General features: G+C 44.8%; 18 protein-coding genes. All 18 read left to right on the top strand.

The annotated features are described in order from the left end of the window. Positions 1–68: 68 nt before the first annotated feature. Complete coding sequence (locus BUB28_RS04640) at positions 69–1262, top strand: nucleotidyltransferase (protein ID WP_072949311.1); 1194 nt, start codon at positions 69–71, stop codon at positions 1260–1262. Between the two features lie 4 nt (positions 1263–1266). Further along, complete coding sequence (locus tag BUB28_RS04635) at positions 1267–2328, top strand: C39 family peptidase (RefSeq protein WP_072949308.1); 1062 nt, start codon at positions 1267–1269, stop codon at positions 2326–2328. A 1-nt stretch (position 2329) separates the two neighbouring features. Beyond that, positions 2330–2977 carry an HAD family hydrolase gene (locus BUB28_RS04630; protein ID WP_242939933.1) on the top strand — a complete coding sequence of 216 codons (648 nt, stop codon included), beginning with the start codon at positions 2330–2332 and terminating at the stop codon, positions 2975–2977. Between the two features lie 38 nt (positions 2978–3015). Next, positions 3016–4098 (top strand): tRNA 2-thiouridine(34) synthase MnmA, encoded by a 1083-nt coding sequence (mnmA, locus tag BUB28_RS04625; RefSeq protein ID WP_207647077.1) that lies wholly within the window; start codon positions 3016–3018, stop codon positions 4096–4098. Beyond that, positions 4095–4652 (top strand): cysteine hydrolase family protein, encoded by a 558-nt coding sequence (locus tag BUB28_RS04620; protein WP_072949302.1) that lies wholly within the window; start codon positions 4095–4097, stop codon positions 4650–4652. The genes mnmA and BUB28_RS04620 overlap by 4 nt, the downstream gene beginning before the upstream one ends. Further along, positions 4633–5109, top strand: coding sequence for a GNAT family N-acetyltransferase (locus BUB28_RS04615; protein WP_072949531.1), 477 nt, complete (start codon positions 4633–4635; stop codon positions 5107–5109). The genes BUB28_RS04620 and BUB28_RS04615 overlap by 20 nt, the downstream gene beginning before the upstream one ends. Positions 5110–5135: 26 nt before the next feature. After that, positions 5136–5858, top strand: coding sequence for a tRNA1(Val) (adenine(37)-N6)-methyltransferase (locus tag BUB28_RS04610; RefSeq protein WP_072949300.1), 723 nt, complete (start codon positions 5136–5138; stop codon positions 5856–5858). Beyond that, entirely contained in the window at positions 5855–6676 is an 822-nt protein-coding gene (gene rsmI, locus BUB28_RS04605; protein ID WP_072949298.1) for a 16S rRNA (cytidine(1402)-2'-O)-methyltransferase, read from the top strand. The genes BUB28_RS04610 and rsmI overlap by 4 nt, the downstream gene beginning before the upstream one ends. Positions 6677–6884: 208 nt before the next feature. After that, entirely contained in the window at positions 6885–7721 is an 837-nt protein-coding gene (locus tag BUB28_RS04600; protein ID WP_072949296.1) for a PHP domain-containing protein, read from the top strand. A gap of 25 nt (positions 7722–7746) precedes the next feature. Further along, a complete protein-coding gene (locus BUB28_RS04595) occupies positions 7747–8508 on the top strand; it encodes a YdcF family protein (protein ID WP_072949294.1) in 762 nt (253 codons plus the stop codon). Between the two features lie 14 nt (positions 8509–8522). Continuing rightward, on the top strand, positions 8523–8720 hold the full coding sequence (locus BUB28_RS04590; RefSeq protein ID WP_072949292.1) for a hypothetical protein: 198 nt from the start codon (positions 8523–8525) through the stop codon (positions 8718–8720). Between the two features lie 32 nt (positions 8721–8752). Then, on the top strand, positions 8753–11281 hold the full coding sequence (locus BUB28_RS04585; RefSeq protein WP_072949290.1) for an AMP-binding protein: 2529 nt from the start codon (positions 8753–8755) through the stop codon (positions 11279–11281). A gap of 104 nt (positions 11282–11385) precedes the next feature. After that, entirely contained in the window at positions 11386–14640 is a 3255-nt protein-coding gene (locus BUB28_RS04580) for a lectin like domain-containing protein (RefSeq protein ID WP_072949288.1), read from the top strand. A 605-nt stretch (positions 14641–15245) separates the two neighbouring features. Beyond that, positions 15246–16733, top strand: coding sequence for an ABC transporter substrate-binding protein (locus BUB28_RS04575; protein WP_072949286.1), 1488 nt, complete (start codon positions 15246–15248; stop codon positions 16731–16733). A 214-nt stretch (positions 16734–16947) separates the two neighbouring features. Beyond that, the gene (locus tag BUB28_RS04570) at positions 16948–17892 is read left to right on the top strand and encodes a carbohydrate ABC transporter permease (protein ID WP_242939932.1); all 945 of its coding nucleotides are present in this window, start codon (positions 16948–16950) and stop codon (positions 17890–17892) included. Further along, positions 17889–18788, top strand: a complete 900-nt coding sequence (locus BUB28_RS04565; protein ID WP_081373372.1) for a carbohydrate ABC transporter permease — start codon at positions 17889–17891, stop codon at positions 18786–18788. Before BUB28_RS04570 ends, BUB28_RS04565 begins: the two co-directional genes overlap by 4 nt. A 93-nt stretch (positions 18789–18881) precedes the next feature. Beyond that, positions 18882–19805, top strand: a complete 924-nt coding sequence (locus BUB28_RS04560) for a hypothetical protein (protein ID WP_072949282.1) — start codon at positions 18882–18884, stop codon at positions 19803–19805. After that, complete coding sequence (locus BUB28_RS04555) at positions 19789–20292, top strand: stage III sporulation protein AB (protein WP_072949280.1); 504 nt, start codon at positions 19789–19791, stop codon at positions 20290–20292. Before BUB28_RS04560 ends, BUB28_RS04555 begins: the two co-directional genes overlap by 17 nt. Positions 20293–20300 lie beyond the last annotated feature (8 nt).

Below are 20300 nucleotides of genomic sequence, written 5' to 3'. Positions count from 1 at the left end.
ATAAATATTCTGTAAAGTTGATTGAAAATTGATGAAAAACATTGAAATTTATGAAAAGAGGTAGTAAAATGAAAGTCAGCGGTATAATATGCGAGTATAATCCGTTCCATAACGGACATCTCTATCACATAAAGAAAACGCGTGAAAACGGTGCTACGCACATTGCGGCTGTTATGAGCGGCAATTTCGTACAGCGCGGTGATACAGCTGTTATAGACAAGCTTGAAAGAGCGCGTATGGCAGTACGGTGCGGTGCAGACCTTGTGATAGAGCTGCCTGTGCAGTACAGCTTAGCCTCGGCGGAAGGCTTCGCAGCAGGGGCTGTTTATCTCCTTGACGCGCTTGGCGCAGTCGATGAACTTTCCTTCGGCAGTGAATGCGGAGATGTATCAAAGCTACAAAAGGCGATGGATACCGTTAATACAATAGCTGTATCACGCTCCGACGAGATACGCAGCATAATGGAAAAGGGCTATACCTACCCCCGTGCTCTCAGCTCTGTGGTAAATGGTATCGACAGTGAAGCGGCTTCTATAATCGCTGAGCCAAATAATCTGCTTGCGATAGAGTATCTCAGAGCCCTCAAAAAGCTTGACAGAAATATGGAGCCGTTTACGGTAAAGCGCATAAACGCCGCGCATGACGGCGATAATACGGAAAACGGCTTTGCAAGTGCATCTTATCTGCGTGAAAGGATACAGAAAAGAGCTGATATCTCGGAGTATACTACCTCCGAATGGGCATCAGCTATCAAGACTGCGCTTTCAAAGGGCGAGACAGCTTCAATGAGCAGGCTTGAAAGAGTGATACTGTATAAGCTTCGCAGCAGTACAACTGACGAGATAGCGCAGGTACCTGATGTGGGACAGGGGCTCGAACACCGCATTTATGGTGCAAGAATGGCAGGCTCGCTCGATGAGCTGCTGTTTACTGTAAAGACAAAAAGGTACACAATGGCAAGGATAAGGAGAATAATCCTTTCACTGCTTATAGGGATAACCAAAGATGATATGAGAAAGCTTCCGCCATACGGCAGGATACTTGCTTTCAACGAACGGGGCAGGGAGATACTTGCCCGTGCAAATGGAGCGACAAAGATACCCTTTGCCTCGTCGATAGCAAAGTTATCGCAGCTTGGGGATACTGCCGAAAGGTTTGCGGAACTTGAGATCAGGGCATCTGACATATACGGCCTTGCTCTTGAGACTGTAACTTCTGCACAGAAGGACTACAGGGCGAAAATTATGATAGATATGGAGTAAGGATATGAACGGTGGCTTTCCGGGCTTGGCTGCTGTGTTGGCAGCAGTTTCACTTACACTTACATCATGCGGCGAAATGACACAGCTTGCACAGGACAATTCTGTGGATTATTCAAACGGAGCAGTGAAACTCCATGAAAAAGAGGAGTCTGTCAGCTATGAGAGCGATCAGGTCTTCACGCTTGATATAAGTATAAAGGAAGGCGAGGCTTTCCCGAATAAATATGAGATAGCTGATTATAAGGCTCTGCTGCAAAATCCCGAGCTGCCTACGGGCTGCGAGGTGACTGCACTGTGCGGACTTCTGAATTATCTCGGATTTGATATAGACAAGGTGACTCTTGCAGACGAGTTCCTGCCATTGGATATCGAAGGTGCGACCACTATGAGGGAGGCGTATATCGGCGACCCTAAGCTTGAAAACGGCTTTGGCTGCTATGCTCCCGTTATAGTGCAGACCGCAGATGATTATTTTGAGTCGCTGCAATCGCCGTGTTATGCTGTTGATATGACGGGAAGGTCCCTGAAAGAGCTGTGCTATCAGGTGGCGCAGGGCAGACCTGTTATAGTCTGGAGCACTATCGACCTTATAGAAACATCTGCAAATTACGTTTGGGAATCCTACGAGGGCGAGGAAATGTGGTTCAATGATTTCCAGCACTGTATGGTTATTTACGGATACGATTTCGAGGCGAATACGGTTTCCGCAGCTGACCCGCTGGCAGGAAACATGAAATACGATATGAACAGGTTCAACGAGACATATGAACTTATGGGCGATCAGGCTGTGCTCATATGCGGCAACTCCGAAACAAAAGGAAAATTTGTTAAGCGTGAGGACAAACCCGAGTCGCCGAGACTCAGCCGCAATAAGGCTGAGAGAAAGGCGAAGGAAGAAGCGGAAGCAAGGATAAAAGCGGAAGAGGAGGACAGACGCAGAGCTGAGGAAGAAGCAAGGCGTGCTGCCGAGGTACAGCCTGCGCCTGATGAAGCTCCGCCCGTGCCGGATCAGGCAGAAGAGCCGCCTGCCGATGCGGAAATAGCTGCCGAGGAGGAACAGGAGTAATTTGATAAAAGGCGTAATATTTGACCTTGACGGTACACTGCTTGACTCCATGGCGGTTTGGAGCAGTATCGACAGGGAATTTCTTGAAGAAAGCGGCGTGAAGGATATTCCGCCCGATATATCCGATATAGTAAAGAAAATGACGGTAGACGCGTCGTCGCAGTATTTCATAGACCGATTCGGCCTTAGCTGCACTAAGGACTATGTCATACATCGCATAGAGGAAATGGTGCGTGAAAGGTATGAAAAGAAGATACCACTCAAACCATATGCGGCAGAACTAATGGATTTCCTTGACAGCCGCGGTATACCCTACGGTGTGGCTACGGCTACATATAAGGGACTTGCAGAGGCTGCACTCAGACGCTGCGGAGTATACGAACGTATACGCTTCCTGCTTACTGACAGCGATTATCCGCAGGGTAAGAATTTGCCTGATATTTTCCTCGGAGCAGCGCAGCTTCTTGGTACACAGCCACGGGATACCCTTGTTATTGAGGATTCTTTACACTGCATAGAGACTGCAAGAGCCGCAGGTTTTATGACCGCAGGAGTATACGACCCTGTTTCGGATGCGGACTTTGAGGAGATAGTAAAAATATCCGATTATAATGTAAAAACGCTTAAAGAGATCATAAATATTTTTTAGGGGCGAACTGCGTTCGCCCATGCTGTTTTAAAAGGAGCATACAGATGAAGAAAGTAATGGTTGGCATGAGCGGCGGAGTTGACAGCTCTGTAGCCGCAATGCTGCTCAGGGATAAGGGATATGAGGTCATGGGAGTGACCCTGAAACTTTTCTCGGACGAGGATATCTCCGAGGCTAAGAAGGAGGGCAAGACCTGCTGCGCACTGTCAGATGTTGAGGACGCAAAAAGCGTGGCAAGAAGGCTTGGTTTTGAGCACCTCGTTTTCAATTTCAGAGAGGTATTCCGCGAGCACGTTATGCAGCAGTTTGCCGACAGCTATCTCAGCGGAAGGACTCCCAATCCATGTATAGAGTGCAACCGTCATGTAAAGTTCGACAAGATGCTCCGCAGAGCTATGGAGCTTGAATATGACTACATAGCCACAGGACATTATGCAGTTAATGAATATGACGAGAGCCGCGGACGCTGGCTGCTGAAACGTCCGAAGGACAGGAGCAAGGATCAGACCTATGTGCTGTACGCTCTTACACAGGAGCAGCTTTCGCATACGCTTTTCCCTCTTGGCGGACTTGAAAAGTCTCAGGTAAGAGAGATAGCTGAGTCAGCAGGACTTGTGAACTCGAATAAGCCTGACAGTCAGGATATATGCTTTGTTCCCGACGGTGACTACGCATCGTTCATACAGCGGTTTACAGGCTGCGATATGCCCTGCGGCAGCTTTGTCGATATGGACGGAAAGGTATTGGGCGAACACAAGGGCATCATAAACTATACTATCGGACAGCGCAAGGGACTTGGCATCGCGCTCGGACACCCTGCATACGTAGTACGCAAGGATATGGATGCAAATACGGTCACTCTCGGTTTGGAGAGCGACCTTTATACAAAGAGCCTTATTGCCGATGACTTCAACCTTATCTCTGTGGAGAAGCTTGACGAGCCTATGCGTGTTACTGCGAAAACGCGCTATAGTCAGAGAGAGCAGCCTGCAACGGTCACATATCTCGGAAACGGCGAATACATGGTAGAATTTGACGAACCACAGAGAGCGGTCACAAGCGGACAGGCAGTCGTGCTTTATGACGGCGATATAGTAGTAGGAGGAGGAACAATTAAATGAAGGATACAGCACTTATGGTAGTAGATGTTCAGAAACTAATAACAATTGATGCATTATATAATTTCAATGCTTTCAGAGAAAGTCTTGCAAAGCTGATAGCTGAGGCGAGGAGTAGTGGTACTGAGGTGATATATGTTCGCCATGACGGAGGCAAGGGCTCACCTCTCACCAAAGGAAACGAAGGTCATAATGTTGCAGACTTTGCTGCGCCGAAGGCTGATGAGAAAATTTTCGACAAGACTGTAAACAGTCCCTTCCGTGACAGCGGATTGCTTGAATACCTTCGCTCAAAGGGCATAAAGAAACTCATAGTAACAGGTTTGCAGACCGATTACTGCATAGACGCTACTGTGAAATGCGGCTTTGAGCACGGTTTTGAGATAATAGTGCCCGAAAACTGCAATACTACCTTCACTAACAACTATATGACAGGTGAGCAGACCTATCATTATTACAATGATTTCATGTGGAAAAACAGATACGCCAAATGCGCTACTATGGCGGAAACCCTTGAAATGCTACAGAATGACAAATATGAGCCGAAAAAGTATTAAGACTAAAAAGACTTATATCATCAGAAGTGCGACAGAAGAAGACATTTCGAGAATTGCGGAGATACTTGTTTTTGCAAAACGAATGAAGTATCGTTCAATATTTAAGGACGATGTGTACGCATTTGGTGAACTTCAGGTGCTTTCTGTGGCTGAAAAGTACATTGAAAACGGATTTCTTAACAAAATGTTCCTGTATGATGACGGAATAATAAAAGGACTTATCCGCATTGATAAAGATGAGATCCTTGAATTATATGTCGATCATTTCTTCCAGGGGCAGGGAATAGGCTCGGAATTAATAGAATATGCCAAAGAAAACTTTCAGGTCAGGTTTCTTTGGACGATCGAAAAGAACACTGATGCTATACGTTTCTATGAAGCACATGGTTTTCATCTTACAGACAACAGGAAGCTGGAAGAAGGAACTACAGAATATATTGTAATGATGAGAAAATGATCGTTTATTTATGAAAAAGGAACACTATGGAATACAAATACGAAAAACTTACGGATAAGATATACGTCTGTGCCAGCAGCGATCATCGTTTCGGTACGGACGCCTTTCTGCTGGCGGACTTCTCACAGTACCGCGCTAAAGACAAGGCTTGCGACCTGGGTACGGGCTGCGGCATAATACCGCTCATCATGCAGAAGAAAATGCCGCCGCAGGTCACATATGCGGTGGACATACAGGAGGGCGCAATAGAGCAGCTCCGCCTCGGGCTTGAAAAGAGCGAGACTACGGGTATAGTGCCGATATGTGCCGACTTGAAAAAGCTATGGGATGACGCACCGCTGGGGCAGCTTGACCTTGTTACCTGCAATCCGCCCTACAAGGTGAATAGCGCAGGTTTTCAGAGCGTCATCACTGCGCAGAAGATAGCACGCCATGAGATACTTTGCACCATTGACGACGTATGCACGGCAGCTCAGAAGCTTCTGAAATTCGGCGGCAGACTATGTGTCTGCAACCGTCCCGAAAGGCTCAGCGATGTGATATATGCAATGAAGTGTCACGATATAGAGCCGAAAAGGCTTCGTTTCGTATCCAAGAATGCAGAAGAAGCTCCGTGGCTTTTCCTTATAGAGGGCAAGAAGGGCTCGAAGCCTTTTATGAAGGTCGAACCTCAGCTCTACATACGAAGCGAGAACGGCTTCTCGGACGAGCTGCAAAAAATATATGACACAGGAAAGGAGCAGGCATGAGCGGAACATTTTACGTAATAGGTACCCCGATAGGAAATCTTGAGGATATAACTTTAAGGCAGCTTGATACACTTGAAAAGGTTGATTTTCTCTGCGCCGAGGATACAAGAGTTACTTTGAAACTCCTTAATCGTTTCGAGATAAAGAAGCAGCTCGTAAGCTTTCATGAGCACAGCTCAAAGGCTGACGCACAGCATATTATCGACCGACTCCTTGCAGGGGAGAGCTGCGGTATCGTTACCGACGCAGGAATGCCCTGTATCTCTGACCCCGGAGAGGTGCTTGTAAAGATGTGTGCAGAAAGCGGCATCGACATAAAGGTTGTACCGGGACCGAGTGCGGTTGTATCAGCGGTAGCCGTGTCGGGACTCAGCACAAGGAGGTTCACATTTGAAGGCTTTCTACCCGTTCCGAAGAAGGAGAGAGCAGAGCGCCTTGAAAAGCTTCGCGGCGAGACTGCTGTCATGGTATTCTACGAAGCTCCCCATAAGCTGAAAACTACTCTTGCCGATCTTGCCGGATTTTTCGGCGGCGAGCGCAGGATATCGCTGTGCAGAGAGCTTACAAAGATACATGAGGAGGTACTTCGCCTGACCCTTTCGGAGGCAGTTTCTTATTATAATGAGAATGAGCCCCGCGGAGAATATGTGCTTGTACTTGAAGGGGCGAAAGAGGACTGCGGCGGCGAGCTTACCATAGAGGAAGCAATGGAGCAGGTGAAAAAGCTGATAGATATGGGCGAAAAGCCTACTGATGCCTGCAAGGCAGTAGCTAAGGAGACAAACTTCCGAAAGAGCGAGCTTTACGCACTGCTTTAGTAGGAATACTTTATTCTGATAGTGCAGAAAAGTGATAAGAATGTGAAAATTAGGCTAAAATACTTGAAATTTGCATAGTATTGTGATATAATTATTAGCGTTATTATTACTGTTAGAGTTTTTTGTAACCATGTTATAAAAAAGAGCCTTATCAATACAAATTTAAAAATTAATTCTGCCGCAGAAATACGGCGAAAGAAGGTTATGTATGATTTGCGATCTGCACTGTCACACCACCCTTTCCGACGGTTCGCTTGGCATTGAAGATGTAATTGCGCAGGCGAAACGCATGAATATCGATTGGCTTTCGATAACCGATCACGATACTATGGCTTCTTTTTCAAGAGCAGATGTATTGGGCGAGCGCGCAGGAGTAAAGATACTCCATGGCGTAGAGCTATCGGCATGGGATAAGGAAAGAAACAGCAAGGTACATATTTTGTGCTATGCACCCTCAAAGCCCAACAGACTTGAAGGGCTTTGCATGAAATCCTGTGAGATCAGAAAGGAATGTTCACGCGAAATGATCGAGAAGGTCATGGCGAAATTCCCTATAACGCAGGAAAGTATTCTTAAACGTACCACAGCTTCAAAGAGCATATTCAAGCAGCATATAATGCGTGCCCTCATTGATTACGGCTATGCACTGGAATTCTACGGAGATCTTGACAGAGAGCTGTTTAATCCCGAGGTTGGATCATGCTATGTTGAGCGTGAGTATCCTGACGTTAATTTTGTAATAGACCTGATACATACAGCAAAGGGCGTTGCTGTAATGGCTCACCCTGCTCAGTATGACAATATCGAGCTTCTTGAAGAGCTTGCAAAGAAGGGCAAGATAGACGGAGTAGAGGTCGGACACTTCTCCGCTGACAAAAAGACTCGCAAGAAGCTTACAGCGATAGCTGAAAAGTACGATCTGATCGTAACAGGCGGTTCTGACTTCCACGGACTATATAATAAAGTACCGACACATCTTGGAAGTGAGACTACAACAAAGGAAAATCTTGACAGGATCCTCAAGCTTGCTGCAAGCATGAAATAAGCTGCGGCTTACATGAGGTAATACAATGGACATAAAAATTATCCCAGCGCTCCTTTGTCTCGGACTTTTTCTGATATTTGCCATGCCTTTATCGGTGGGGATAGTCAATCTTGGGAACTGTGCAGGCATGGGAGTATGCGGGATGCTGACGCTGATATTTATATTCTGGGGCAGATTTGCTTCCTTCATTGAAAAAAGCTGGGAAAAGCCTCTTGGAAAGGTACTGATCTCACTGGTAGGAGCTTTTACGGTCGTTAGCGTTGTTCTTGCGGTCGTCATAAGCGTATTTATGGTGAAGGCTTCAGATGATCCTCCGAGGGACGAGAATACAACGATAGTTGTTCTCGGGTGCAAGGTGAAAAACGGCGCACCAAGCCGTATGCTTGCCCGCAGGCTCGAAGCTGCATATGATTATCTTTCAGAGCATGAAAGCGTATGTGCAGTTGTTTCGGGCGGCAAGGGCGATGACGAAGCCATTAGCGAGGCTCAGTGCATGAAGGAATGGCTCGTAAATAAGGGTATTGCTCCCGAAAGGATATATATGGAGGACAGATCTGTTAACACAGAGGAAAATCTGAGATTCTCCAAGGAAATAATATCGGCAAATGGACTTCCCGAAAAAATAACACTTGTTACTGACAGCTATCACCAGCTCCGTGCTGAGATGATAGCTGAAAAGCAGGACATAAAGGCGTATAACATCTCAGGTTATACATCATGGTATCTCGTTCCTACATACTGGGTAAGAGAATGGTTTGGCGTTGTTTATTATAAAATATTCGGATAGGAGACAATAACGCTGTGAAATGGGTAATAAGGCATATTACTGACGATATGTATGCGGTATCACCGAGATTTTTCGTATACCATGCGGAATTTGCACGGCGTTTCACAACGAGAAAGCTTGCAGTAGCCTATATTGTCTCTTCGGGTTTTGATAAAAAGAAATTCAAAGCCGAAGTTTTGGAAGTAAACAGCCCCTCAACTGATAAGGCATAATATAATTTTTATATTGAAAAGGAATGGTTATTTTGAAGATCGGATTTTCAACTCTGGCTTGTCCCGAGTGGTCATGGACAGACATCTATTCAATGGCAAAGGATTTCAAATTTGACGGAATTGAGATCAGAGGTCTTGGCAATGAGATCTTTTCTGTAAAAGCACAGCCTTTCACAGAGGCACAGCTTCCTGCTACAATTTCAAAGCTAAAGTCTCTCGGACTTGAGATCCCATGTCTATCATCAGGTGCCTGCCTTAAATTCAAGGATAAGTATCAGGCTGCTGAGGACGAGATAAGAGCATATGCACAGCTTGCGCAGAAGCTCAATGCGTCTTACATCAGAATTCTTGCCGATCTTAATCCGGATCCGGTCGATGAGGTTGACGATGATTATATCGTTGAGGCACTTCAGAAGCTGGTTCCTATCGCAGAAGAGTATAATGTAACTCTCCTTGTAGAGACAAACGGCGTATATTCCGATACCGCAAGACTTGCAAAGGTGCTTGACAGAGTAAAGAGCCGCAAGGTAGCTGCACTCTGGGATATGCACCACCCATATCGCTATCACAATGAGTCACCTGAGACTACAGTTGCAAATCTCGGCGAGTACATCAAGTACATACAGGTAAAGGACAGTGTTATGCGCGAAGACGGTACAGTTGAGTACCGTATCATGGGCACAGGCGATATTCCTGTTAAGGCTATGATCGAAGCTCTTGACACTATCAACTATAACGGCTATATCTCACTTGAGTGGGTAAAGCGCTGGGCAAGAGACCTCAGCGATGCAGGTATCGTTATACCTCAGTTTGCTGAGTATATGGCTCCATACAAGAAGAAGCACAAGCACCCTCTCCAGACAAGCATGAGAGGTGACGGTCAGTATCCATGGCCAAAGGAGCGTATCCTCAACTATACATTCCCTGACATACTCGACCGTATCTGTGAGCAGTTCCCTAATCAGTATGCATTCCGCTATACTGAGCTCGACTATACAAGAACATACCCCGAATTCCGTGACGATGTTGATACCTTTGCACGCGCACTCATTTCAATGGGCGTAAAGAAGGGCGATCACGTTGCTATCTGGGCAACAAACGTACCTCAGTGGTATATCACCTTCTGGGCTACTACAAAGATAGGCGCTGTACTCGTTACAATGAATACAGAGTACCGTATCCATGAGGCTGAGTATCTGCTGAGACAGTCAGATACAATGACTCTTGTAATGATAGACGGTATCAAGAACATTGATTATGTAAGCATCATCAAGGAACTCTGTCCCGAGCTTGACAGCTGTGAGCCTGGTCAGCTCCATTCTGCAAGACTTCCTTACCTCAAGAATGTTATAACAATAGACTCTGAGAATAAGGGCTGCTTCACATGGGAGGAAGCTGTTGCACAGTCAAAGAACGTGCCATACAGCGAAGTTGAGCGCGTAAGAAAGACAATAGATATCCACGATGTTGCAAATATGCAGTACACATCAGGAACAACAGGTTTCCCCAAGGGTGTAATGCTTACACATTATAATGTAGTAAACAACGGTAAAGCTATCGGTGACTGCATGGATCTTTCCACAGCTGACAGAATGATGATACAGGTACCTATGTTCCACTGCTTCGGCATGGTTCTTGCCATGACAGCTTCTGTGACTCATGGTACAACAATGTCACCTATAACCCGTTTCTCGCCGAGAAAGGGACTTGCCTGCATAAATCAGGAAAAGATCACCTGTTTCCACGGCGTACCTACAATGTTCATTGCTATGCTCGGACATAAGGATTTTGAAAATACTGACTTCTCTTACATGAGAACAGGTATCATGGCAGGCTCGCCTTGTCCTATCAAGACAATGGAAGAGGTAATCGAGAAGATGCACATGAGCGAGATTTGTATTACCTACGGTCAGACAGAGGCTTCGCCTGCAACTACAATGAGCAAGACAACAGACTCTATCGAGCAGCGTGTAAACACAGTCGGCGGACCTATCTTCGGCGTTGAGTGTAAGATAGTTGATCCTGAGACAAATCAGGAAGTCCCCGATGATGTTGACGGCGAGTTCGTAGCAAGAGGATACAATATAATGAAGGGCTACTATAAAATGCCCGAAGCTACCGCAGCAGCTATCGACTCAGAGGGCTGGCTCCATACGGGAGACCTTGCAAGAAGACGTTCTTCCGACGGATATTTCAAGATAACAGGACGTATCAAGGACATGATAATTCGCGGCGGCGAGAACATCTATCCTAAGGAGATCGAGGACTTCCTCTACACATATCCCAAGGTAAAGGACGTACAGGTAATAGGCGTTCCCGATGAGGACTACGGTGAAGAGATAATGGCCTGCATCGTTCTTCAGGACGGCGAAACCGCTACAGAAAAGGAAATAAAGGATTTCTGTCTTGCACGTATGGCAAAGCACAAGTGTCCTAAGTACGTTGACTTTGTAGAAGGCTTTCCAATGAACGCAGCAGGAAAGATACTTAAGTACAAGATGAGAGAACAGGCAGTTGAAAAGCTCAAGCTCCACAAGGCTGACAGCATCGTAACTGCATAAATATGATATAAGGACCATGTTTTTGCAAGCATGGTCTTTTTCTTTACAAGCAGCCTGTGATATGTTATAATCATTATATAATACCGAAAGGGGCGCGGCAAAGTATGAAGAGGATATTAAAAAGAATGACAGCTGTATTTTTGGCAGCTATGGTAACGGCAGTTTCAGTTCCTTCCCATGTATATGCAGAAGAAAGAAAACTGATTAACATCAACGACAGCCGACAGAAGGCGGTATCATCATTACATTCGGGATCGTTTTCGCTTCCTAAGCTTCAGAGAGTAAATTATGCGGGTAGTATGAGCATTGTGCCTGTGACTGCGTCTTCAAAAGTAGGAGATACAGTGTCGGGGATAGTGGGCGCAGAACTTCCCGAAGCCTTTGACATGAGAAATGTCTACAGCATGACATCAATAAAGGATCAGCAGAGCTTCGGTACCTGCTGGGCTCATGCTGCAATAGTGAGCGCCGAGACAAGTATGCTTGCTTCCGACCCGTATATCGACCTGTCCGAGCTTCACACCTCCTACTATACCTATTACGGCGATGACCAGATGATAATAGGTGCGCATACAACAGAGGGAATACTGTCTGAGGGCGGAAGTGCGCGTATGGTCACAAATCTATGGGCGCAGCGGATAGGTCCCGTAAATGAGAGCAGAATGGCTTATTCCGATACAGATGTTTTCGATGATGCTTCAAAAACGGTATTTATGAAGTATCAATCCGATTATCATTTAAAAAACGCATACACTTTTGATTTTGACAGTAAGCGCAGTAATTTTGATGAGCTGAACACACTTGTAAAGGACTTTGTATACAAGGGACACGCAGTTGATATATCCTATATGTCCGATAAATCCACAAACTGGAATAGTGAATACAGCACCTCAAATTCCCAAAGAAAGCCAAGATTTGCAAATCACGGCGTAGCAATAGTAGGTTGGGACGACAGTTTTTCGGCGGATAAGTTCAAGATCACTCCCGAGGGCGACGGCGCATGGCTCTGCAAGAACAGCTGGGGCACAAAGGAAGGCGATGACGGTTATTTCTGGATATCTTACTATGACAGGACTCTCAGCGATTTTGCAGTGTATGAGCTTGAATCTGCCGATGAACATGAGATAATGTATCAGCATGACACATATATCCCGATACAGGCATATTCCGCATATGACACTCCCGAGGAAAAAGGTCCCTCATATTTTGCAGATATCTTTGAAAGTATAGGTCCGTCGCAGATAAGCGCGATAGGAACATATATCCTTAATCCCGAGACTGAATATGAGATAACGGTATATACCGACCTGAAAGATGGAGCTGATCCCGCATCGGGAACACCTTCGCAGGTGACAAAGGGAAAAGCTGAGCTCACAGGGTTTATGACACTTCCGCTTGACAAGCCTGTAGTTATTGACAGCACAGAGAAGTTTTCGGTGGTAGTAAAGCTGTACTGCGAAGATACACCGTTTGTTCTTTCCTTTGAGAGCAGCTTCTATGCCGAGAATGAGGAGACAGAGAAAATAACGGATATAAGCGGATTTGCCACAGATGAGCAGATAGCCGCACATACAGGTGAAGGGGAGAGCTTCGTAAGCTGTGACGGAAAAGAATGGAACGACGTACATGATAATGTAGACAAATACAGTGACGAGGATAAAGCGGCTATTCTCGAAGATTTTATATTCCAGCTCTATGACGGTCTTGAAGAAAAGGACGAGATAAAGCTGGAAGAAGCAAAGAAGCAGGAGAAGTTTTTCAGGGAGCTTTTTGCTGAAAGTGATATAAAGAGCAGAATGGGCAATGCCTCATTGAAGGTATACGGAGACCCTATAGGCAAGGTAAGCTTTTCACATTCCGGGGGATATGTTCCCGAAAATGAAAAAGTAGAGCTTTCATCGGGCTTTGAGGGCAGTAAGATATACTGGAAAGCTGACGGCGGAGAGTATAAGGAATATACATCGCCTATATCTATAGACAAATCGGTGACAATATCCGCATATACAGATCTGACAGGAAAATACGGGGATACAATACCCGAGGGCAGCCTCAATGCGGTATCTGAAAGGCATTTCGAGCCTGCAAAGGCAGTTTTTAACTGGCTGGCATATAATACAACATCTCCTGATAATAAAGAGGTCCAGAAATATGCAGAGAGGATATCTGACGGTGAATATTTAATAGATCTTCCTTCGGATAAAGACCACATTTGCCTGTATCTCGGAACTGTAAGCAATACAGAATACAGCGGAAAAAGCTACAGCGGATACAGCTGGATAGAGAATATACCCGCAGACTATGGCAATACAGACGTAAAGCTGAAGCTTTCGGGAGAAAACAAAGCCAATAATGAAGTAACTGTACATATTAATAGAAAGATACTGGGCTTCAATTACCTGTCCGAAACTATCAATTTCTCACTTGCAGACGAGATATATGCTCCGGATGGCACAGAACTGAAAATAAACTCATATGTAGGAAAGTACTGTGGACAGGAACTGCGGGTAATTAAAGACGGCAAGGAGATAACGGTAAAGGTGCCCGAAAGAAAGACTATCCCGCAGATAGACATAGATTACAGAGCAGAAGCTCTCGGACCGTTTACCGAGGATATGATGAACAGTTTGGAGATATGCGTCGACGCGGATAAAAACAATAACTACTACTCCGCAGAAGGCAGAAAAATAAGCGGTGACGACTGGTTGACTCTTGAAAACGGTTACTACTATATTTCTCTGATACCCGGAGAGGTCATATCTGTGAAAATAGACGGCGGCGACGGAATGTTCGAGAGCGAGCCTTATTTATGCAGAGTTTCGTCGGCACCTGCTGTTAAGCCGGATAAAAAAATGTTTGACACAAGTGATGCATCTGTGGTAAAATATACTGGTGAAGCCGAGATCGAAATATCGTCGTTCATGTATATGAAGGATATGATGTATGAGGCGATCGCCGAGGACTTCGGCTACAGCACAGAACGTTTTACCGAGCTCATGAAGCAAAGGCTTGGCGTTGAGGAAGAAGCTGTAAAGGGATTTACATCGACTACCTTCAAAAGCAGCAGTGAGCTTGATTACGGCGTGGAATATCTTGTAAGATATCCTGCCGCAGGCAACAGCTTCGCATCACAGGGTGAAAGGGTAGTGTTCTATCAAAGAGGAGATATCAACGGAGATATGAAAATAGACTCCATAGATGCGTCATTGGTGCTGAAGCACTATTCGCTGATGTCTGTCAGCAGCAAGGGCTGCCTTACAGAAGCTCAGCAGCTTATGGCAGATCTTGACGGTGACGGAATGATAACCTCTGTTGACGCTTCACAGATAATGAAAATCTATGCCAAAATAATGACCGAATAGGGTCCTACTCGTTGTCAAAGAAATACGAATGTATGTTTGATTAACATTACTAAAACCGCACAAAAGAACTGTAATATTTTCTATGTTTTAGTCAATAAGTATAAAACTGACCCTCGTTCTTTGTGTAATAGATGTTATTTTGCTTTTACCGTTTTGTAACTTTTAGATATAATTGGTTTGATTTGTGTTATAATTGACAAAAAATCAGTGTTGAAAGTGTACATGATGTTCAAAAAAGATTAAAGAACGATACAAAATATTGACTTTGACCGCAAAATACGGTATATTTGTAAATGCAAAAGCAATTGTTGCACAGTGTTTGAAATGGCGTAAACAACAATGCTCAGCGGAGTACATTCGCAGCTGGAGCCTGATACAGACACGAGTGGAATGATTACTGCAAAAAACAAGATCAACACGGACGCAAGTCCATGTTATAATCAATGAACAAAAGAACAGGGTAAAACATAACGGTTGCAGGACGCTTGCGGTGAGCACAATCATCGGGCAGAAGGATTGACCGCGATGCGATACCGCAAAAACTATTATTCAAGAATATTATACACGGTAATGTATAATATACATATTTAAGGAGGAAAAATCTCATGAACACACTTAAGAGAACATTAGCTTGTATAGCTACACTCGCAATGACAGCTACAGCTTTCGCAAGCTGCGGCGATGAGAAGAAGGACGATAACAAGGCTGAGACAACAACAGCTGCTGCTACAGAAGCAACAACTGCTGATCCTGACGGCGGCGAAGAGACAACTGAGCCACCTGCTGGCGATCACCAGATCGATCCTTCACTCAAGACAGGCGGCAAGGAGTTTACAGTTGTTGCTTGGAACGCAGATGACGTACCTTACCTCATCGCACAGTGGAAGGGCCTCAACTACGATACAATCGTACAGGATCTTGCAGATGGCAAGGTTGAAGGCGTAAATGCAAACATCCTTAACGTTCAGGGTGGTCAGGCTTCTGAGAAGTATGATCAGCTCTTCAACGATGGTTCAGATATCGACGTTTACCTCGTAGAGGCAGACTGGGCTCTCAAGTACATCAACGATGATACAAGAACAGTAGCTCTTGAAAAGCTCGGCCTCGGCGACAATGATTTCTCAAATATTTACGGTTACACAGACGAAGTTGGTAAGGCAACTGAGGGTGCAAATGCTGGTAAGCGCGTAGGCGTTTCATGGCAGGCTGCAGCAGGCGGATTTGCTTACAGAGCTGACCTTGCTGAGGAGTACCTCGGTGTTAAGACACCTGAAGAGATGCAGGCTAAGATCAATGACTGGGATCTCTTTGTAGATGCTGCTAAGGAAGTTTCAGACAAGACAAGCGGCGGTGTTGCTCTTGCTGATACACTCGGTGGTCTCTGGCAGGCATTTGCTTGCGGACGTACACAGCCTTGGGTTGTTGATAACAAGCTCGTTATCGATGATTCTTGCAAGAAGTTCGCAGACACAGCTAAGGCTCTTTGGGACTGCGGCGGTGTAACAAAGAATACACAGTGGACAGACGAGTGGACAGCTGCTGGTGTTAGCGGCAAGTGCATGGGCTACTTCGTATCAACATGGGGCTTCGGCGGATTCTTCCTCGATGCTGTAGGCGGCGTTGACGGCGAGCAGTACGGCAAGTGGAACGTATGCCAGGGACCAACTCCATTCTACTGGGGCGGTACTTGGATGGTTGTTAACCCAGGTACAGATAACGCTGAAGAGGCTCAGCAGTTCCTCCTTTCAGCTTGCTCTGATGAGGCTCAGATGTCTGCATACGCAAAGGCTAAGCCTGAGTATGTAAACAACCAGAAGGTTATGGATGACCTTATCGCTGGCAACACAGTATTCAACGAGAAGATCTCCGGCAACTTCAAGGATGGTCAGAACTACTTCGCTGAGCTCGCTAAGAACGCTAAGACAATTGACTTCAAGGGTCTTATCACACCTTACGATGCTTCAATCAAGGGTTCATTCTCTAACGCAATCAAGGAGCAGTTCCTTGAGGGCGGCAAGTCCTACGATGATTCTATGGAAACATTCAAGGACAAGGTTGCTGAGTCTGTACCAGACCTCGAGTGGGATGACTAATTTATAATAGTCTAACTATTACAATGTAATAAATATACCTACGGAGTACTTATGTATTCCGTAGGTGTATATTTATTTATACTATTATTCCGAGAGGGTGTGTGTTATGGCGTCAGGCGCGCAGAGGCGTATAAAATCTATTAGCTACGCTAAGTATGGCTATATTTTTATATTGCCATTTTTTCTTGTTTATTTCTTTTTCCAGTTATGGCCGTTGATTAACACCTTTATTGTAAGTTTCCACGGTAACGGTAAAAACGTTGAACAGTGGGTAGGACTTCAGAATTATAAGGACATTTTATTTGGCGGTACACGTAAAGTCAGAGTTATCCATGAGAGCTTTTTCACTTGTCTGAAGAATACAATTATACTTTGGGTTGGTAACTTTATTCCTCAGCTCGCTCTTTCACTTTCTCTGGCAGTTTGGTTTACAGAAGCACAGTTAAAGATCCCGGGAAAGGGCTTCTTTAAGGTTGTTATGTATCTTCCAAACATTATCACAGCTGCTTCAGTAGCTGTACTTTTCCTTCAGCTTTGCGGACAGTCCGAAACAAACCCTGGTGCTATCAACTATATGTTGTACAAAATGGGTATAGTTACCAAGGACGCTGCATCGGGACTCTACAAGTCAATTCCTTTGGTTGAAGGTGTATGGCAGTCAAGAGTCGTTGTAATGTTTATCCAGACATGGATGTGGTTCGGTAATACTATGATCATGCTCATGTCAGGTATTCAGGGTATCAACCCTTCACTGTTCGAGGCTGCAAGCATCGACGGTGCAAGCTCAGGTCAGGTATTCAGAAAGATCACTCTTCCTCTTCTGACTCCTATCATGGCTTATACACTTATCACATCTATGATCGGTGGTCTCCAGATGTTTGATATTCCTTTCCTCTACACAAAGACAGGAAACGTTAAGGATCACCTCAAGACCATGGCTGTAATGATCTATCAGTACTTCCATGCACAGGCTAACGAAAATAAGATGGGTTACGCAGGTGCTGTATCTGTACTTCTCTTCTTCATAACTCTTATCCTCGGTCTTATAGCATTCTATATGACTCGTGATAAGGACGAGATCGCTAAGAAGAAGCAGCGTAAGAAGATCGCTCAGCAGGCTAAGCGTGAAAGCAAGCAGTTTGGAGGGATCAGCTTATGAGTAATAATATGAAAGATGTTTACGGCAAGGCAAAGGATAATTACAGCTTTAAGATCAAGTTAAAGTCAGGTATTCTTTGTGCATGGTTCATTATACTGACAATTATATGTCTGCTTCCTATCTATATCCTTATTATCAACGCTACACGTACACATACGGATATAGCAAACGGACTCAGCTTTGTTCCCGGCAGCAATATCGGAAACAACTTCAAGAAGATCTTTACAGATCCAACCTTCAAGCTTTCATATAACGCACTTCACGGTTATAAGAACAGCTTACTGATAACTGTATGCTCAACATTCCTTACTGTATTCTTCTCAGCACTTACAGCATACGGTATCCATGTTTACGATTTCAAGATCAAGGAGCTTTCTTACTCAGTAATCCTCCTTGTAATGATGGTACCAATGCAGGTAACATCAGCAGGTTTCGTAGCATTTATGTCTGACCTGCATCTTACAAATACATACTGGCCGCTCATTATCCCTGCTGTTGCAGCACCTGCGGTCGTATACTTCATGCGATCGTACATGAAGTCGTCATTCCCGCTGGACATCGTTGAAGCAGCGCGAATTGACGGATGCAGCGAGTTCAGAACATTCTTATCGATTGCAATTCCTATGATGAAGCCGGCTATAGCCGTACAGTCTATCTTCGCTTTCATCGCAAGCTGGAACAACTTCTATACACCTAACATGATCCTTATCAATGTTAAGCTCAATAAGAAGACACTTCCAATGATGGTTGCCGCTCTTCAGTCATCAGATAAGTTCAATGACTACGGTGCTATCTATCTTGCAATTGCACTTTCAATTATTCCTATCATTATTGCATATGTACTCCTTTCAAGATTCATCATCGCTGGTGTAGCTCTTGGCGGCGTAAAGGAATAATAACAGAAAAATCACAGCACACTTCGGTGTGCTGTTTTTTTATGCATAAATTTCCTTTTGCTGAATATGATGTAGTAAAAGGAGTTGATGCAAATGAACGGGAGTACAAGCATTGATACTATAATTAACTACCTCCCCGAAAGGATAAGGGAGCTTCTGAAGGCTATCCCAATTGAAAAAATGGAAAATATCATGGAATTAAGGCTGAGGGGCGGCGGTCCTGTTTATCTTGTCTATTCGGACAGGATATGCTATCTAAGTCAGCGCGGAGAGCTTACAGAAATGCTTACTGACAGTTTATTTACTGTAAGCGGAGCCCATATCCGTGATATTATCGACAGACTTTGTCATTATTCGATGCACAGCTGTGCGAAGCAGCTTAGAGAAGGATTTTTTGTTGTTGAAAACGGAGTACGTGTCGGTGTATCTGGTACATATTCAACAGGAGATAGTGCGATACTTACTGATTTTACGTCAGTCAACTTCCGAGTGTCAAGGTGTGTGCAGGGCTGTGCGGACGATATATTTTCCAAGACCTATGGAAAAAACGTTATTATTTGCGGTGGGGTCAGCTCGGGTAAAACAACTGTGCTTCGGGAACTTTGCCGACTTACGGGAAGTTTCAGAAAGTCAACTCTCATTGACGAGCGGAATGAGATATCCTGTCTTATCAGAGGAATACCGCAGAATGATGTTGGCAGTCTGACAGATGTTATAAGCGGAAGTCCTCGCTCCGTAGGAATAATGTCAGCTATAAGAACGCTTTCTCCCGATGTAATATTCTGTGACGAGATAGCATCACAGGAAGATGTTGAAGCCATACTTGACGGTATAGGCTGCGGAGTAGTTTTTACAGTAACGGCACACGGCACGAATTATACTGACCTTCTCAGGAGAAAAGAGATAGCTTATCTTATAGAAAAGGGAAGATTTGATTTAGCTGTTTTCCTGAAAGGAGCAAGCTTTCCGGGTGAAGTCAGGGAGATAAGGAGGCTAAAGTATGTGGATCAGGCTTAGTGCCGGACTGCTTTTCATATTGGGCGGAATGTTCTGCGGTTTTAATATGGCAGACAAGCTAAAACAAGGAGTTGTATTCTGCACCGAAGCAGAAAAATTGCTTAACATATGTGAATCGGAGATAAGATCCAATAACAGCGACGTATACAGTATAGTTAGACGGCTGAAAAAGGAAAATATCAATATGCGCATAAGCTTTGAAAGATTGCCGGAATGTTACAGTCCCGAAGTTGATTTTCATCAGCAGTGGAACAGTTCTTTTCGCAGTATCAGCGGTATTGATGCCGATGAACTTGATATAATGCTGTCACTTGGGAGTATGCTTGGAACTACAGACACTGAGGGGCAGCTGAAGGGAATAAGCCACATTCGTGCAAAAGTTGAGCAGCTTTACAGGAAAAGGCAGTCCGAATACGACAAAAAAGGCAGGCTTTACAGAAGCATTGGAGTTCTTTCGGGAGCGGCAGTAGGGGTAATGATTATATGAGGATAAGG

Origin of the sequence: Ruminococcus flavefaciens (genome assembly GCF_900143025.1) — a bacterium.
Taxonomy (GTDB): Bacteria; Bacillota; Clostridia; order Oscillospirales; family Ruminococcaceae; genus Ruminococcus; species Ruminococcus flavefaciens_I.
The sequence above is the reverse complement of the archived record's forward strand: the minus strand, read 5'-3'. Positions and strand labels throughout refer to the sequence as shown.